Annotated in this window: 16 protein-coding genes and 1 riboswitch; of the genes, 4 read left to right on the top strand and 12 right to left on the bottom strand. The window is 71.9% G+C overall.

Annotated features, from left to right (window positions below):
* Positions 1-48 precede the first annotated feature (48 nt).
* From ACGFRG_RS05220 to bioB, 7 genes are all read right to left on the bottom strand, one after another.
* Complete coding sequence (locus ACGFRG_RS05220) at positions 49-2,613, bottom strand: ABC transporter permease (RefSeq protein ID WP_393261447.1); 2,565 nt, start codon at positions 2,611-2,613, stop codon at positions 49-51.
* 6 nt (positions 2,614-2,619) lie between these two features.
* Complete coding sequence (locus tag ACGFRG_RS05215; RefSeq protein ID WP_393261444.1) at positions 2,620-3,492, bottom strand: ABC transporter ATP-binding protein; 873 nt, start codon at positions 3,490-3,492, stop codon at positions 2,620-2,622.
* Between the two features lie 103 nt (positions 3,493-3,595).
* Positions 3,596-4,267, bottom strand: coding sequence for a class I SAM-dependent methyltransferase (locus ACGFRG_RS05210; protein ID WP_361426977.1), 672 nt, complete (start codon positions 4,265-4,267; stop codon positions 3,596-3,598).
* Positions 4,268-4,361: 94 nt separating this feature from the next.
* Positions 4,362-4,715, bottom strand: coding sequence for a VOC family protein (locus ACGFRG_RS05205; protein ID WP_393261441.1), 354 nt, complete (start codon positions 4,713-4,715; stop codon positions 4,362-4,364).
* Positions 4,715-5,407, bottom strand: coding sequence for a dethiobiotin synthase (gene bioD, locus ACGFRG_RS05200; protein WP_361426971.1), 693 nt, complete (start codon positions 5,405-5,407; stop codon positions 4,715-4,717). Before bioD ends, ACGFRG_RS05205 begins: the two co-directional genes overlap by 1 nt.
* Before the next feature lies 1 nt (position 5,408).
* The gene (locus ACGFRG_RS05195) at positions 5,409-6,722 is read right to left on the bottom strand and encodes an adenosylmethionine--8-amino-7-oxononanoate transaminase (protein WP_361426968.1); all 1,314 of its coding nucleotides are present in this window, start codon (positions 6,720-6,722) and stop codon (positions 5,409-5,411) included.
* Entirely contained in the window at positions 6,715-7,929 is a 1,215-nt protein-coding gene (gene bioB / locus ACGFRG_RS05190; RefSeq protein ID WP_361426965.1) for a biotin synthase BioB, read from the bottom strand. Before bioB ends, ACGFRG_RS05195 begins: the two co-directional genes overlap by 8 nt.
* Positions 7,930-8,073: 144 nt before the next feature.
* Between bioB and ACGFRG_RS05185 the strand changes: the two genes are divergently transcribed.
* Complete coding sequence (locus ACGFRG_RS05185; RefSeq protein WP_393261437.1) at positions 8,074-9,216, top strand: 8-amino-7-oxononanoate synthase; 1,143 nt, start codon at positions 8,074-8,076, stop codon at positions 9,214-9,216.
* 16 nt (positions 9,217-9,232) lie between these two features.
* Here the strand turns inward: ACGFRG_RS05185 and ACGFRG_RS05180 are convergent, their stop codons facing one another.
* Together ACGFRG_RS05180 and ACGFRG_RS05175 are read right to left on the bottom strand one after the other, a co-directional pair.
* Positions 9,233-9,478, bottom strand: coding sequence for a DUF397 domain-containing protein (locus ACGFRG_RS05180; protein WP_361427226.1), 246 nt, complete (start codon positions 9,476-9,478; stop codon positions 9,233-9,235).
* A gap of 10 nt (positions 9,479-9,488) precedes the next feature.
* Positions 9,489-10,346, bottom strand: a complete 858-nt coding sequence (locus ACGFRG_RS05175; RefSeq protein ID WP_393261434.1) for a helix-turn-helix domain-containing protein — start codon at positions 10,344-10,346, stop codon at positions 9,489-9,491.
* 243 nt (positions 10,347-10,589) lie between these two features.
* On the opposite strand from ACGFRG_RS05175, the gene ACGFRG_RS05170 reads away from it, so the two are divergent.
* On the top strand, positions 10,590-11,021 hold the full coding sequence (locus ACGFRG_RS05170; RefSeq protein WP_361426956.1) for an ATP-binding protein: 432 nt from the start codon (positions 10,590-10,592) through the stop codon (positions 11,019-11,021).
* Positions 11,022-11,119: 98 nt separating this feature from the next.
* Here the strand turns inward: ACGFRG_RS05170 and ACGFRG_RS05165 are convergent, their stop codons facing one another.
* From ACGFRG_RS05165 to ACGFRG_RS05155, 3 genes are all read right to left on the bottom strand, one after another.
* Positions 11,120-11,593 (bottom strand): C40 family peptidase, encoded by a 474-nt coding sequence (locus tag ACGFRG_RS05165; RefSeq protein ID WP_361426953.1) that lies wholly within the window; start codon positions 11,591-11,593, stop codon positions 11,120-11,122.
* 3 nt (positions 11,594-11,596) lie between these two features.
* Positions 11,597-11,781, bottom strand: a riboswitch (cyclic di-AMP (ydaO/yuaA leader).
* 319 nt (positions 11,782-12,100) lie between these two features.
* Positions 12,101-12,406, bottom strand: a complete 306-nt coding sequence (locus ACGFRG_RS05160; protein ID WP_361426950.1) for a hypothetical protein — start codon at positions 12,404-12,406, stop codon at positions 12,101-12,103.
* A gap of 5 nt (positions 12,407-12,411) precedes the next feature.
* A complete protein-coding gene (locus tag ACGFRG_RS05155) occupies positions 12,412-13,044 on the bottom strand; it encodes an ATP-dependent Clp protease proteolytic subunit (RefSeq protein WP_393261430.1) in 633 nt (210 codons plus the stop codon).
* 103 nt (positions 13,045-13,147) lie between these two features.
* On the opposite strand from ACGFRG_RS05155, the gene ACGFRG_RS05150 reads away from it, so the two are divergent.
* Both ACGFRG_RS05150 and ACGFRG_RS05145 read left to right on the top strand, forming a co-directional pair.
* Positions 13,148-13,429, top strand: coding sequence for a type II toxin-antitoxin system Phd/YefM family antitoxin (locus ACGFRG_RS05150; RefSeq protein WP_361427224.1), 282 nt, complete (start codon positions 13,148-13,150; stop codon positions 13,427-13,429).
* A gap of 209 nt (positions 13,430-13,638) precedes the next feature.
* Positions 13,639-13,941 carry an urease subunit gamma gene (locus ACGFRG_RS05145; protein WP_361426944.1) on the top strand — a complete coding sequence of 101 codons (303 nt, stop codon included), beginning with the start codon at positions 13,639-13,641 and terminating at the stop codon, positions 13,939-13,941.
* Positions 13,942-13,948 lie beyond the last annotated feature (7 nt).

Genomic DNA, 13,948 nt, shown 5'->3' with positions numbered 1-13,948 from the left:
GGCAAAGTGGGGTGGGGTCGGCCTGCGGGGCCGATTTCAGGCCGCCCCCTACTCGTGCGCGATAGCCGCCAGCACATTCATCCGTGAGGCCCGCAGTGCCGGGAGCAGGGCCGCCAGCAGGCCCACGGCCGCCGCGCCCACCGCCACCGCGATCACCGTCGACCATGGCACGGCGAACGCCTTCAGACCCTGCAGCGCGAGTACCTGCTGGATGCCCACGCCCCACACCAGCCCCAGGACGAGGCCGAGCAGCGCCCCGAACACCGCGATCACCACGGACTCCAGCCGGATCATGCGGCGCAGCTGGACCCGCGAGAGCCCGATGGCGCGCAGCAGCCCGATCTCCCGGGTGCGCTCGACCACCGACAGAGCCAGCGTGTTGACCACGCCGAGGACCGCGATGACGATCGCGAGGCCGAGCAGCGCGTACACCAGGTAGAGCATCACGGAGATCTGGTCGCGGATCAGCTTCTTGTAGTCCGCCTGGTTGCGCACCTGCACCTGCGGATACGGGTCGAGGGTCTTCTCCAGGGCGGCCCGCAGCTGCTCGGGGCTGGTGCCGCTCGCCGCGTTGACGTACACCGCCGCGTCCTGGCCGCCCGGCAGATAGCGCTCCACGGTGGCGAGCCCCATGAACACCCCGCCCTCCACGCCGAATCCGCCCCCCGTGTCCATGTTGGTCAGCGCCGCCACCTTCAGCCGCGCCCGGCTGCCGGTGGAGAACGTGACGGGCAGCGAGTCGCCGAGGCGGACGTGGTGGTCGCGCGCGTAGTCGCGGTCCATCGCCAGATTGCCCGGCGTCAGGGCCTCCGCCGAGCCGCCCGAGGCGTAGGTGAGATGGGCGACGTCGTCGAGCTGCGGGTCGTAGCCGGACGCCGTGGTGCGGGGTGCTTTGCCGTCGGGCAGGCTCAGGCGCACGGGCGCGTACCGCTGGCGTACGACCGTGTCCACGCCCTTCACCGCCCGCACCTTGGCGGTGATCTCCTGCGGGAACGGCTGGAAGCCGCGGTTCTGTACGACGAAGTCGGCGCCCAGCGTCCGGTCGATCTCCTGGTCGAACGACTTGGTCATCGAGGCGCTGGCCACCGAGAGCCCGGCGACCAGGGCGATCCCCACCATCAGCGCGGACGCGGTGGCCCCCGTGCGGCGCGGGTTGCGCAGGGCGTTGCGCTGGCTCATCCGGCCCACCGGACCGTACAGCCGCGGGAAGGCCGCGCCGAGCACCCGGATCACCGGCCGCACCAGCAGCGGACCCGCCACCACGGCCGCGATCAGGGTGAGCAGGACGCCGAGGCCGAGCAGCGAGGAGGCGGGCGCGGTCTTGTTCGCCGCGGCGCATCCGCCGAGCGCCGCCGCACCGGCCGCCGCCAGCAGCGAGCCGACCACGGCCCGGACCCGCAACGGGCGCCCCACGCCGGAGACTTCGGCGTCCGCGAGGGCCGCCATCGGCGAGACCCGGGCGGCCCGGCGGGCGGGCAGATACGCGGCGACGAACGTCACGCCGACGCCGACCGCGTACGCCGCCACCGGGGTGCCCCAGCCGATCACCATCTCGGTGGCCCTGAGCTTCATCCCGAGCAGGCCCATCAGGGCCATGAGCCCGGCGGCGAGACCGATCCCGGCCGCGAGTCCCAGCGTGGAGCCGACCAGGCCGAGCAGCAGCGCTTCCAGCAGCACCGACCGCCGCACCTGGCGCCGGTCCGCGCCAAGGGCTCGCAACAGGCCCAGTTCCCGGGTGCGTTGGGCGATCAGCATCGAGAAGGTGTTGACGATCAGGAAGATGCCGACAAGGGTCGCGACACCGGCGAATCCCAGCATCACGTACTTGATGACGTCGAGGAATCCGCCGAGCTGGTCGGCGGCCGACTTCGCCTGCTGGGCGGCGGTCTTGAGGTCGTACGAGGGGCCCACGGCGGCGGCGACGCGCTGTTTGAGGACCTCGTCGGAGACACCCCGGGTCGCGTCGACCGAGATGGCGGTGGCGGCGTCCGCCTTGCCGAGCAGCCTGGTCTGCGCGGTCGGGGTGTCCAGGAAGACCAGCGCGGCGCCCGGGTTGGTGGTGGTGAAGGTGGCGATGCCGACGACCTCGACCCGGAAGGAGCCGGGCTGGGCGAGCACGGTCAGGGTGTCCCCGATGTGCACGTGCTTCTTGTCGGCGGTGTCCTTGTCGAGCAGCGCCTCGCCCGGGCCGTGCGGTTCATGACCGCTCGTCAGCTTCACCGGACTGCGCTTGGTGACATACCAGTTGGTGGCGATGGTGGGGGCGCCGCTGGTCGGGCCGACCGACTTGTTGGCGGCGTCGACGACGGTGATGTTCTGGACTTCCGCGTCGATGTGCGTGCCGGCCACCCCGCCGACGGCCGCGATCCGGTCCGCGAGCGACGCCGGGACCGTACGGGTCACACCGGACGGCACCCGCTCGTCGAACTCCTTGGCGGGCCCGACCGTCACATCGGCGGACGTCGAGGCGAAGAGCCGGTCGAAGGTACGGGACACGGTGTCCGAGAAGATCAGCGAACCGGCGACGAACGCCACCGAGAGGATCACCGCGAGCGCGGACAGCAGCAGCCGTCCCTTGTGGGCGAGGAAGCTGCGCAGGGTCGCCTTCAGCATGGCCGCTCAGCCCTTGCGCAGCGAGTCGAAGCCGGGGCGGGCGTCGGGATCGGCGCCGCCCGTGCTGTTCGTGCCGCCCGGTCCCGGCGATCCGGATCCGCCGGACGTGGATCCGGCCGTTCCGGTGGTCGCGGGTCCGCCGGAGAACAGCCGCAGCCGGTCCAGGACCGCCTCCGCCGTCGGGCGGGGCATCTCGTCGACGATCCGCCCGTCCGCCAGGAACAGCACCAGATCGGCCCCGCCCGCGGCGACCGGGTCGTGCGTGACCATCACGACCGTCTGCGCGAGGCGGTCCACGGCCTCCCGCAGAAACGTCAGGACCTCGGTGCCCGCCCGCGAGTCCAGGTTGCCGGTCGGCTCGTCCGCGAAGATCAGCTCCGGGCGGGAGGCCAGCGCCCGGGCACACGCCACCCGCTGCTGCTGGCCGCCGGAGAGCTGCGCGGGCCGGTGCTTGAGGCGGTCGCGCAGCCCCAGCGTGTCGATGACCTGCTCCAGCCACTCCCGGTCGGGCTTGCGCCCCGCGATGTCCATCGGCAGCGTGATGTTCTCGGCGGCGGTGAGCGTCGGCAGCAGGTTGAACGCCTGGAACATAAAGCCGATCCGGTCGCGCCGCAGCCGGGTCAGCTCGCGCTCCTTGAGCCCGGTGATCTCGGTGTCGCCGAGCCACACCTGGCCCGCCGAGACCGAGTCGAGCCCGGCCAGACAGTGCATCAGCGTGGACTTGCCCGAGCCGGAGGGGCCCATGACCGCGGTGAACCGGCCGCGCGCGATGTCCACGTCGACCGAGTCGAGCGCCAGGACCGTCGTCTCGCCCGTGCCGTACGCCTTGGTCAGCGCCCGGGCACGGGCGGCGACCCCTTCACTCGCAGCTGTCGACAAGGCCGCCTCCCGGGTCGTGGCACTGCTGGGTCGGACCAACTCCCGTACGGCATACGAGAGTAGAGGCGCCGCGCGGGCGGGGCCATCCGGCGGAAGGGGGAGATCAGTCCTGATCCGGGCGCCGGGCCGTGCCCAGCACACAGGGCGATGCGGGGTGCCAGGGCCCGCCGGCCGGCAGTCGCAGCCGACGGAACCCGACGAGCGCGAAACCCGCCGCCTCGATCGCCATCAGCGGATCGCGGGCGGTGTGGCAGCCGCCGAAGAGCAGCGGCCACAGCGTGCGGTCGGCCGTGCGCTGGAGTGCCGCGGGCAGCCGTCCCTCGGCCAGCCCGTGTTCGAAGAAGCGCAGCTCACCGCCGGGGCGCAGCACACGGCGGATCTCGGCGAGCGAGCGCGGCACATCGCGTACGGAACACAGCACGAGCGACACCACGGCCGCGTCGAACGCCTCGCTCTTCACGGGCAGCGCCTCGGCGGCCCCGGGCACCACGTCCACCGGCACGTCCGCGCGCAGCGCCGCGCGGACCGCGAGTGCGCGCAGGGTGCGCTCGGGTTCGATGGCGACCACCTCGGCCACGGCGGCGGGGTAGTGCGGGAAGTTGAGACCGGTGCCCGCGCCGATCTCGATCACCCGGCCGCCGAGCCCGGCGAGCAGGTCGCGGCGGTACGCGGCGATGTCGGCCCGCCGGTCGGCCGCCTCGCCGAACCGGGCGTAGAACCGGGCGAACAGCGGGTGGTGCACGGCGTCCGGGGCGATCTTGGCACGCTTCTCCATGGGGGGACCCTCCCAGCGGACGGGTGGCGGACGGGCGTGGGCGGACAACGGGATTGTCCCCGCCCCGCCCGGCCGTCACCCGCTCACGAGGCCGTCACCCGCTCACGAAGCGGAACTCGTTCCCTTCCGGGTCGCGCATCAGCTGGAACGAGCCCTGGGCATCCGTCACCGTCGCCCCCACCGCCGTCGCGCCCAGGCGTACGGCGGCGGCCCGGGCGCGGGCGACGTCCTGCACCGCGAGGTCGAGATGGAGTCGGTTCCCGCCCGCCTTCGGCTGCGGCACCCGTTGGAAGGCGAGCCGTGGTGTGCCGGGTGCGTCGAGAGAGGACCAGTCCGCGTCCCGTACGGCCGGGGTGCCGCCGAGCAGCGCCGCCCAGAACCGCGCCAAGCGGTCCGGAGCGGCGCAGTCGACGACGATCTGGCGCAGCCGTGCCCGTAAGACCGCCATCACAGACTCCAGTCGCCGCCGAGCTCCGGACCGAGCCAACTCGGCGCCGCCGCGCGGAAGGCGGGGCCGGAAAGCCGCCCGGCCCCCTCCGGCACCAGGCCGACCAGGGGCGAGCCCGCCGACTTCGGCAGGTCCGCCAGGTTGCAGCGGGACGCCAGGTCCGGCTCGGCGGGCCAGCTGCCGACGACCAGGCCCGCGCACGCGAGGCCCCGGGCCCGCAGTGCCTCGCCGGTCAGCGCCGCCATGTTCAGCGTGCCGAGCCCGGCCGGGGCGACGACCAGGACCGGCGCGCCGAGCAGACGCGCCGCGTCCGCGAGCGTGCCGCCCTCGTCGTCGTAGCGCACGAGCAGCCCGCCCGCGCCCTCCACGAGGACCAGATCGTGCTCGGCGGCCAGCTTCTCGGCCGCCTCGGCGACGTCGGCCGGGCGCACCTGGGTGAGCCCGGCCCGCCGCGCGGCGGTGTCGGGGGCCAACGGCTCGGGGAACCGGGCCAGTTCGGCCCCGGTGATGTCGTCGCCCGCGAGGCGCAGCACCTCCGCCACATCGCCGTGCTCGCCCGGTGCGACCCCGGTCTGGGCCGGCTTCAGGACGGCGACGCTGCGCCCGGCGGCGCGCGCCAGGGCGGCCACGGCCGCCGTGACGACCGTCTTGCCGATCTCCGTGCCCGTACCGCTCACGACCAGTACCGTCATCTCAGCCCTCCCGAGCCGCCGCGCCCACCGCTCGGCAGATGCGCGCCAGATCCGCGTCGTCCGTCACATAGGGCGGCATCGTGTAGACGAGGTCGCGGAACGGGCGCAGCCACACGCCCTCCCGCACCGCCGCCCGGGTCGCCGCCGCCATGTCCACCTCGTGGTCGAGCTGGACCACACCGATGCCGCCGAGGACGCGTACGTCCTTCACACCGGGCAGCCCGGCGTGCTCGCCCAGGCCGTCGCGCAGCCCGTTCTCCAGCCGCTTGAGCTCGCCCTGCCAGTCCTGCGAGAGCAGCAGGTCGATGGAGGCGAGGGCGACGGACGCCGCGAGTGGATTGCCCATGTAGGTCGGGCCGTGCGCCAGGACCGGGACCTCGCCCGAGGAGATGCCCCGGGCGACCTCGGTGGTGCACAGCGTGGCGGCCATCGTCATATAGCCGCCGGTCATCGCCTTGCCGACGCACAGCACATCGGGGGAGACGCCCGCGTGCTCGGAGGCGAAGAGCGTGCCGGTGCGGCCGAAGCCGGTGGCGATCTCGTCGAACACGAGCAGCACGCCGTGCTCGTCGCACGCCTCGCGCAGCATCCGCAGATACGCGGGGGTGTGGAACCGCATCCCGCCCGCGTTCTGCACCACCGGCTCGACGATCACCGCGGCCACTTCGTCCGCGTGCCGCGCGATCAGGTCCCGCACATGGCGTACGTACGCCTCGTCGGGCTCCGCGTCGTAGCCGGTCGGCGGCGCGTCCGCGAAGACCTGCTCCGGCAGCCGGCCGGACCAGAGCGCGTGCATGCCGCCGTCGGGGTCGCACACCGACATCGGCTGCCAGGTGTCGCCGTGGTAGCCGCCGCGCCAGGTCAGCAGCCGCTGCTTGGCGGGCTTGCCGATCGACTTCCAGTACTGCAGGCACATCTTGATGGCGACCTCGACCGAGATCGAGCCGGAGTCGCTGAGGAAGACGTGCTGAAGCGGCTCGGGGGTGATCTCGACGAGCTTCACGGCGAGCCGGACGGCGGGCTCGTGGGTGAGCCCGCCGAACATCACATGGCTCATCCGGTCCAGCTGGCCGTGCGCGGCCGCGTTGAGGACCGGGTGGTTGTAGCCGTGCAGCGCCGACCACCAGGAGGCCATGCCGTCGACCAGCTCGCGCTGGCCGTGCGTCTCCTCGGCCAGCCGCAGCCGGACCCCGGACGCGGACTCCACGACCAGCGGCTCCTGACGGCCCGGCATGGGGCCATAGGGGTGCCAGACGTGTGCGCGGTCCAGGGCCCGCAGCTCGGCGACGTCGTACGAGGGCAGCGGATCAGGCATTGGGGGCCAGGTCCGTGCCCGCGCCGCGGCGGCGCACCGCGACCAGGTCCGTACGCGCCTCGGGCACCTCGGCGGCGGCCACCGGCGCGCTCTCGCCGCACGGGCCGCAGGCGCCGCCCTCGTGCGAGCCGCACGCACCGGCCTCGTGGGAGCCGCAGCCGCTCCGGGCGTGCGAGCCGCAGCCACCGGCGGCGAGCGCGTCGGCGCGGTGCTCGGGCAGCGTGGTGGTGCCCGCGCCCTCCACCTCGAAACCGGCGTCCGCGATCATCTCCAGGTCGGCCTTGCCCTCCTGGCCCTCGCTGGTGAGGTAGTCGCCGAGGAAGATCGAGTTGACCAGGTTCAGGGCCAGCGGCTGCATCGAGCGCAGATGCACCTCACGGCCGCCGGCGAGGCGCACCTCGACGTCCGGGCAGACGAACCGCACCATGGCGAGGATGCGCAGGCAGCGCTGGGGGGTGAGGTTCCACTCCTTGGCGAGCGGGGTGCCCTCGAACGGGATGAGGAAGTTGACCGGCACCGAGTCCGGGTCCAGCTCGCGCAGCGCGAAGACCACGTCGACCAGGTCCTCGTCGCTCTCGCCCATGCCCGCGATCAGACCCGAGCAGGCGGAGAGCCCGGCCCCGTGCGCCTTCTGCACGGTGTCCACGCGGTCGGCGTAGGTGTGCGTGGTCGTGATGTCCCCGTACGTCCCCTCGGACGTGTTCAGGTTGTGGTTGTACGCGTCGGCGCCCGCCGCGCGCAGCCGCTCGGCCTGGCCGTCGGAGAGCAGACCGAGACAGGCGCATACCTCGACGCCCTCGTTCTGCTCCTTGATCGCCTCGATCGTCTGCGAGACCCGGTCCACGTCGCGGTCGGTCGGGCCGCGGCCGCTGGCCACCAGGCAGACGCGCTTGGCGCCGCCCGCGACACCCGCGGCGGCCGCCTTGGACGCCTCGTCGGGCTTGAGCCAGGTGTACTTCAGGATCTCGGCCTTGGAGCCGAGCCGCTGAGAGCAGTACGAACAGTCCTCGGGGCACAGCCCGGACTTCAGGTTCACCAGGTAGTTCAGCTTCACCCGGCGCCCGAACCACTGGCGGCGCACCTTGCCGGCCGCGGCCACCACATCGAGCAGTTCCTCGTCGGAGGTCGCCAGTACGGCGAGCGCCTCTTCACGGCTCGGCAGCTCGCGCCGCAGCCCCTTGTCCACCAGCGTGTTCAGCAGGTCCATGGCGCCGATCCTTGCCCAAGACACCGCTTCCAGCCAAGGAGGGATCGTACAACTGCGCACTTGGAAGGTGTGTGTATTGCCACACCCTGACCTCGGTTGCGGCGGAATAGGGTCTGTGCGCTGCCTACAAAAGGGATCTTCACCATGCCCCGAGCGCCATTCGACTGGATCGACGGAGCGACCGAGCGGCGCGAGCGCGCCGGTCTGGTCCGGGTGCTCCGGCCGCGCACCGCCGATCAGGATCTGCTGGACCTGGCGAGCAACGACTACCTGGGGCTGACCCGGCACCCCGCGGTGACCGAGGGCGCGGCCGCGGCCGCCCGCCGCTGGGGCGCCGGGGCTACCGGCTCCCGGCTGGTCACCGGCACCACCGCGCTGCACGCCGAGCTCGAAGCGGAGCTCGCCGAGTTCTGCGGCTTCGAGGCGGCGCTGGTCTTCTCCTCCGGCTACGCGGCGAACCTCGCGGCGCTGACCGCGCTGGGCGACCGCGACGGGCTGATCGTCTCCGACGCGGCCAACCACGCCTCGATCGTCGACGGCTGCCGTCTCTCGCGCGCGGAGACCGCCGTGGTCCCGCACGCGGACCCGGAGGCCGTGCGCAAGACGCTGGACGCGCACGCCGGGCGCGCGCTCGTCGTCAGCGACTCGGTCTTCTCGGTGGACGGCGACGCCGCCCCGCTGCCCCAACTCGTCGCCGCCTGCCGGGAGTTCGGCGCGGCCCTGGTGGTGGACGACGCCCATGGCCTCGGCGTCCTGGGCGAGGGCGGGCGCGGCGCGCCGCACGCCGCGGGCCTCGCGGGCGCGGACGACGTGGTCGCCACCCTCACCCTGTCCAAGTCGCTCGGCAGCCAGGGCGGCGCGGTGCTCGGCCCGGCCAAGGTCATCCGGCACCTGGTCAACGCGGCCCGTACGTTCATCTTCGACACCGGCCTCGCGCCCGCCGCCGTCGGCGGGGCGCTGGCGGCGCTGCGGCTGCTGCGCGCCGAGCCCGAGCGGGCGGGCCGGGCCCGCGAGGTGGCGGCCGAACTGCACGGACGGCTGACCGCCGCGGGGCTCGCGGCGGTACGGCCGGACGCGGCCGTGGTGTCGGTGCGGGCGCCCTCGCCGGAGGCGGCGCTGGGCTGGGCGGCCGACTGCCGGGCCGCCGGTCTCGTGGTCGGGTGCTTCCGCCCGCCGTCGGTGCCGGACGGCATCTCGCGGCTGCGGCTGACCGCCCGAGCCGATCTGACGCAGAGTCAGATCGAGTGGGCGGTGGACACGATCCTGCGGACCGCGCCCACCGCCTAGTCCCCCGTTCGGGTACTCAACTCCTGCTGTCGGGCGCCTCGTCGAGCCCGGTGGACAGACCCGCGAGAAAACCGTGCCAGGCCCGCGTTCCGAAGAGGAGCGCGGGTCCGGTGGTCCGCTTGGAGTCACGGACGGCCAGCGTCGCGGCGTCGATGAGCGCTGTCTCGACGCAATTGTTCATTCCTGTACTACGACTGCTGCGCCGCCACTGCGCGCCGTTCAGAGAAGTGCTGGAAGGTACATGCGCGGGGGGTTCGGGCATCATGCCTCCCTTACACGCCGTCAGCGAGCCCGGCGATGAGATTCAACGATTCCTTGAACGAAAGGGCCTGCGCCTCGACCGTGTGGAACGCGGCGCCGTACGCCTCAAGGTCTTCTTTCCGTTCGAGATAGAGGCTACTCGTCAAGTGGTCGATAACAACCACGTCCAGATCAGAAATGTGCGGAAAGGAGAAGATAATGAAAGGCCCGGTGAGGCCGATATGGCCACCGCTGCTGAAAGGCAGCACCCGGAGCCGGACCTGGGGCAGTTGGGCCATGTCCACGAGATACCGCAACTGCCGTCGCGTCGCGGCCGCCCCGCCCACCTCGCGGCGCAGCGCCGCCTCGTCGACCACCGCGCTCAGCCGCAGCGGCGGATCCGCCCGCAGCACCTCCTGGCGCGCGAGGCGCACCTGGACCAGTGAGTCCACCCGCGCCGCGTCGAGCCCGTGCAGCGCGGCCCGGGTCACCGCCCGGGCGTACTCGGGCGTCTGGAGCAGCCCCGGCACCACCGACGTCTCCAGGGTGCGCGCCGTCGACGCCTGCGACTCCAGGCTGATGAAGTCCCGGTACTGCGGCGGCAACAGCCCACGATAGGCCTGCCACCACTGGTCCCCGCGCCCGTCGGCCGAGCCCGCGAGCGCTTCGAGCAGGGCCCGCAGCCGGGGGTCGTCGACGCCGTACAGTTCGAGCAGCCGGGCCACGTCGGCGGGCTTCACCCCGCTGCGGCCGGTCTCGATCCGGCTCACCTTGGACTGGTGCCAGCCGAGTTGCCGGGCGACCTCGGCGCTGGTGAGGGCGGCCGCGACGCGCAGCCGGCGCAGTTCCTCGCCGAGCTTGCGGCGGCGTACCGCGGGACCGTGCCACATCTCGTGTCTCCTCCCACCCGGCGGCGATTCGGGCGATGGGCAAGTGTGGCGCCCAAATACGGTCCATCGGCGCAGAGTTCACCGCTTTGAGCGACAGATATATGCATATCCTGGTGGATCGGCGCATCCGGCGGCACGATGAGTGGCACTCTGGCGCGAAGCACATGTCCGGGCCGTCCTCGCGTTTGTCCGCTCGCTGCGAGTCAAGCAGACCGGCCCGGGTGGGAAAGGGACAGCGTCGCCATGGCAGACCACCAGGAATCAACCGTCACTCTGCCGAGCGATCCCGCCTCGGTCTCCGCCGCCCGTAAATATGTCGCCGGCGTACTCACCGAGTGGGGTCTCGCCTCGGACGGTGAAACCGCCGATACGATCCGCCTGATCGTCTCCGAACTCGCGACCAATGCCGTGCAGCACACTTTCGGCCAGTCGCCCACATTCACCGTGGACATGCGCCTTGAGTTCGACGAGCAGTTGCACATCGGGGTGACCGACAGCCATCCGCGCTGGCCGAAACGCCTTCCCGCCGCCGTCCAGCAGGACAACGGGCGGGGCATGGTGATCATTCGCTGGCTCGCCGCCGAGTGCGGGGGGCGTCTTTCGGTGACGCCGACGCCCGAGGGCGGCAAGACCGTCTGGATCGCTCTGCCGTGGACCGCACCGGTCCAGAGCTGAGCCGTCCGGAACCGAGCACCCGGCGCCGGGGCCGTCCGGCCGCCGGGCGGGGGCGGTGAGCGCGGGCGCCCGCGCTCACCGCCCCGTATGAGCCCGCGTCAGCGCACGCGGCCGTACCAGACGCTGTTGGACCAGATCTTCTCAAGCCGGACCACGGATCCGGTCTTGGGGGAGTGCCAGATCTTCCCCTCGCCGGCGTAGATCCCCACGTGGTAGACGTTCGAGCCGGAGTGGAAGAACACCAGGTCGCCCCGCTGGCGCGCGGACGACGAGACATGGCGTGTGCTGTTGTACTGCTGCTGCGAGGTGCGCGGCAGCTTCTTGCCCGCCTGCTTGTACGAGTAGACGGTGAGCCCCGAGCAGTCGAACCGGGACGGGCCGCTGGCTCCGTACTGGTAGGGCGATCCCTTCTTCGACGCGGCGACGTTGAGCGCCTTCGTCGCGAGTGTCGCGGCGCTCGCCTCACTCGTGGCGCCCGGCGCCAGCAAGGTGCCGCCCACGGCGGCCAGAGTGAGCGCGGAGACCGCACCGACACGTGTCAGCAGGGACGGGACGTGATTCTGCGCAGGCATGCGCGACCCTTCGTCAAACCGCCTGCGAAGGATGACCTGTCGGGTTCGGGCTGGCGAAGATGCCCGGCCGCTCGCGCGGCTTCACCCCAAGGGCCTCCCGGTCTCCCGGTGGGCCCGTACTGCTCGGGTCCTCCACTCCTGCCGATCCACTCAGTCGACCAGTCATCCGGGTACGGCGGCAGGACTCGGCGTCCGCCCGGACCGCCCCGCCGCGGTGGCGGGGGCTTGTCGTCGGAAGGGATCTTGACCCACGAAGTGCCGGATTTCCGAGCCGAAACGACGTTTTGTGAGGCTCCTCACGACTGACCCGTTCGGGTGGACGCGGATGTTTTGAAGCCTTCGGCAGGGGGTCCGACCAGCCCCGCACCAGCGTCGGAATGGCAGGTTCCGCCAAGTGTCTGCCCATATGGCGCAAGGGAACTGATACGTCGTTCGGACCATCGGATGGTGCGAACGGGGGACGCCGACTCGTACCAACGAAGGTGCCGTCCGGGCGCCCCTGGGACGTCAACCCGTGGTGGGGGGCGGCACCGTGACGCGACCCGATCGCCGCTCCCCGTCGAGCACCCGCAGGGCCCGCGCCAGCGTCTCGGAGTGCAACTGACTCTCGCCCCGCAGATGCATCGTCGTCAGTGCGTCCCGCAGCGCCACCGCCCGCCCCACGAGCGCCTGTGCGGCCCGCAGTGCGCCATAGGTGTCCGCGTGCCGGGCCGGGTTGATCCGGCCCAACTGGTCCAGGGCGTCGAGATACGCGTCGATGAACTCGCCCTCCGCGCGCGTGAGCGCGGGCAGCGGCGGCAGTTCGGGCACCACGCGCGCTACCTCCCCAGTTCCGTACGGGAGTTCTTGCGGCTGGGCACGACGTGGTCCACCAGTCCGTACTCGGCGGCGCCCCGGGCGTCCAGGATGGTGTCCCGCTCGATGTCGGCGCTCACCTGCTCGACGGACCGGCCGGTGTGCCTGGCCAGCAGCTCGGTCAACATCGCGCGCCCGCGCTGGAGTTCGGCCGCGTAGATCTCCAGGTCGGAGGGCTGGCCCCGCAACGGCTCCTCGACCGACGGCTGGTGGATCAGCACCCGCGCGCCCGGCAGCGCGAGCCGCTTGCCGGGCGTGCCCGCGGCGAGCAGCACCGCGGCGGCGGAGGCGGCCTGGCCCATGCAGACCGTCTCCACGTCGCAGGTGACGAACCGGATCGTGTCGTAGATCGCGGACATCGCGGTGAGCGAGCCGCCGGGGGAGTTGATGTAGAGCGAGATGTCCCGGTCGGGGTCCGCGTGCTCCAGATGCATGAACTGGGCCATCACGTCGTTGGCGGTGGTGTCGTCGACCGCGGTGCCGAGGAAGACGATGCGCTCTTCGAGCAGCTTGGAGTAGGGGTCGAGGGTGCGGACCCCGTTCGAGGTGCGCTCGGTGAACTCGGGCAGGACATAGCGGGCGGTGGGGCCGTTCATGACGTACCTCTTCTGTTGTGCCGATGCCTCGGTGGCCGATGGCTCGGTAACCGCCGTCTCTGTAAAAAATGTACAGGACGTACAGGCCGTTATGATGGGGAGCATGGCCTATGAGATTCCGGTGACGCAAGCCCGAGCTGAGCTCGCCGAGCTGATCAACCGCGTGGTGTACGGCGGGGAGCGCGTTGTCGTGACCCGGCACGGCAAGCCCCTCGTCGCCCTGGTGTCCGCCGCTGACCTGGAACGACTCGAAGGCGCCGCGCAGCCGGAGGAGGAGCGGGTGATCAGCTCGGTGTCGTCGGTGCGCCAGGTCGCGTCCGCTCCCGGCGAACGGCGCCGGTTCGGCATCGCCGCCGAGCACCGGCAGCCGCCGATGGGTGAGTGAGGGCGTCCGGAGTGCCGGACCGGAGATGGATGCATTGGCCATGGATATGCAAAGCGTCAGTTAACGAGCCGGAAAAACTTCCGCCGTAACGTGCAATGCCTGGCTGCGGAGCAGGGAACCCCAGGTCAACAGAGTGTTGAACTTGGATAGGGTCCCGCAGCGTCGAGGCGGGAGTGACCCGCTCGGGGCACGACTGTGAGGTGGAAAGCGTGCAACTGACGCCGCACGAGCAGGAGAGACTGCTCATCCATGTCGCCGCGGACGTCGCGGAGAAGCGCCGGGCGCGCGGGGTGAGGCTCAATCACCCCGAGGCCGTCGCGCTGATCACCTCGCACATCCTCGAAGGCGCCCGGGACGGTCGCACGGTCGCCGAACTCATGGCGTCCGGGCGCAAGGTGCTCACCCGCGAGGAGGTCATGCCCGGCATCCCGGAGATGATCCACGACGTCCAGGTCGAGGCGACCTTCCCCGACGGCACCAAGCTCGTCACCGTGCACGAGCCGATTGTCTGACGGGGGA

Origin of the sequence: Streptomyces sp. NPDC048696 (assembly GCF_043198895.1) — a bacterium.
Taxonomy (GTDB): domain Bacteria; phylum Actinomycetota; class Actinomycetes; order Streptomycetales; family Streptomycetaceae; genus Streptomyces.
This window is presented reverse-complemented; position numbering and strand designations above follow the sequence as displayed.

Bases quoted from the DNA above. Each gene is read 5' to 3' on its own strand.
- ACGFRG_RS05220 (WP_393261447.1), bottom strand. From the start codon at position 2,613: ATGCTGAAGGCGACCCTGCGCAGCTTCCTCGCCCACAAGGGACGGCTG.
- ACGFRG_RS05210 (WP_361426977.1), bottom strand. From the start codon at position 4,267: ATGGAGAAGCGTGCCAAGATCGCCCCGGACGCCGTGCACCACCCGCTG.
- ACGFRG_RS05205 (WP_393261441.1), bottom strand. From the start codon at position 4,715: ATGGCGGTCTTACGGGCACGGCTGCGCCAGATCGTCGTCGACTGCGCC.
- bioD (WP_361426971.1), bottom strand. From the start codon at position 5,407: ATGACGGTACTGGTCGTGAGCGGTACGGGCACGGAGATCGGCAAGACG.
- ACGFRG_RS05195 (WP_361426968.1), bottom strand. From the start codon at position 6,722: ATGCCTGATCCGCTGCCCTCGTACGACGTCGCCGAGCTGCGGGCCCTG.
- bioB (WP_361426965.1), bottom strand. From the start codon at position 7,929: ATGGACCTGCTGAACACGCTGGTGGACAAGGGGCTGCGGCGCGAGCTG.
- ACGFRG_RS05185 (WP_393261437.1), top strand. From the start codon at position 8,074: ATGCCCCGAGCGCCATTCGACTGGATCGACGGAGCGACCGAGCGGCGC.
- ACGFRG_RS05180 (WP_361427226.1), bottom strand. From the start codon at position 9,478: ATGCCCGAACCCCCCGCGCATGTACCTTCCAGCACTTCTCTGAACGGC.
- ACGFRG_RS05175 (WP_393261434.1), bottom strand. From the start codon at position 10,346: ATGTGGCACGGTCCCGCGGTACGCCGCCGCAAGCTCGGCGAGGAACTG.
- ACGFRG_RS05170 (WP_361426956.1), top strand. From the start codon at position 10,590: ATGGCAGACCACCAGGAATCAACCGTCACTCTGCCGAGCGATCCCGCC.
- ACGFRG_RS05165 (WP_361426953.1), bottom strand. From the start codon at position 11,593: ATGCCTGCGCAGAATCACGTCCCGTCCCTGCTGACACGTGTCGGTGCG.
- ACGFRG_RS05155 (WP_393261430.1), bottom strand. From the start codon at position 13,044: ATGAACGGCCCCACCGCCCGCTATGTCCTGCCCGAGTTCACCGAGCGC.
- ACGFRG_RS05150 (WP_361427224.1), top strand. From the start codon at position 13,148: ATGGCCTATGAGATTCCGGTGACGCAAGCCCGAGCTGAGCTCGCCGAG.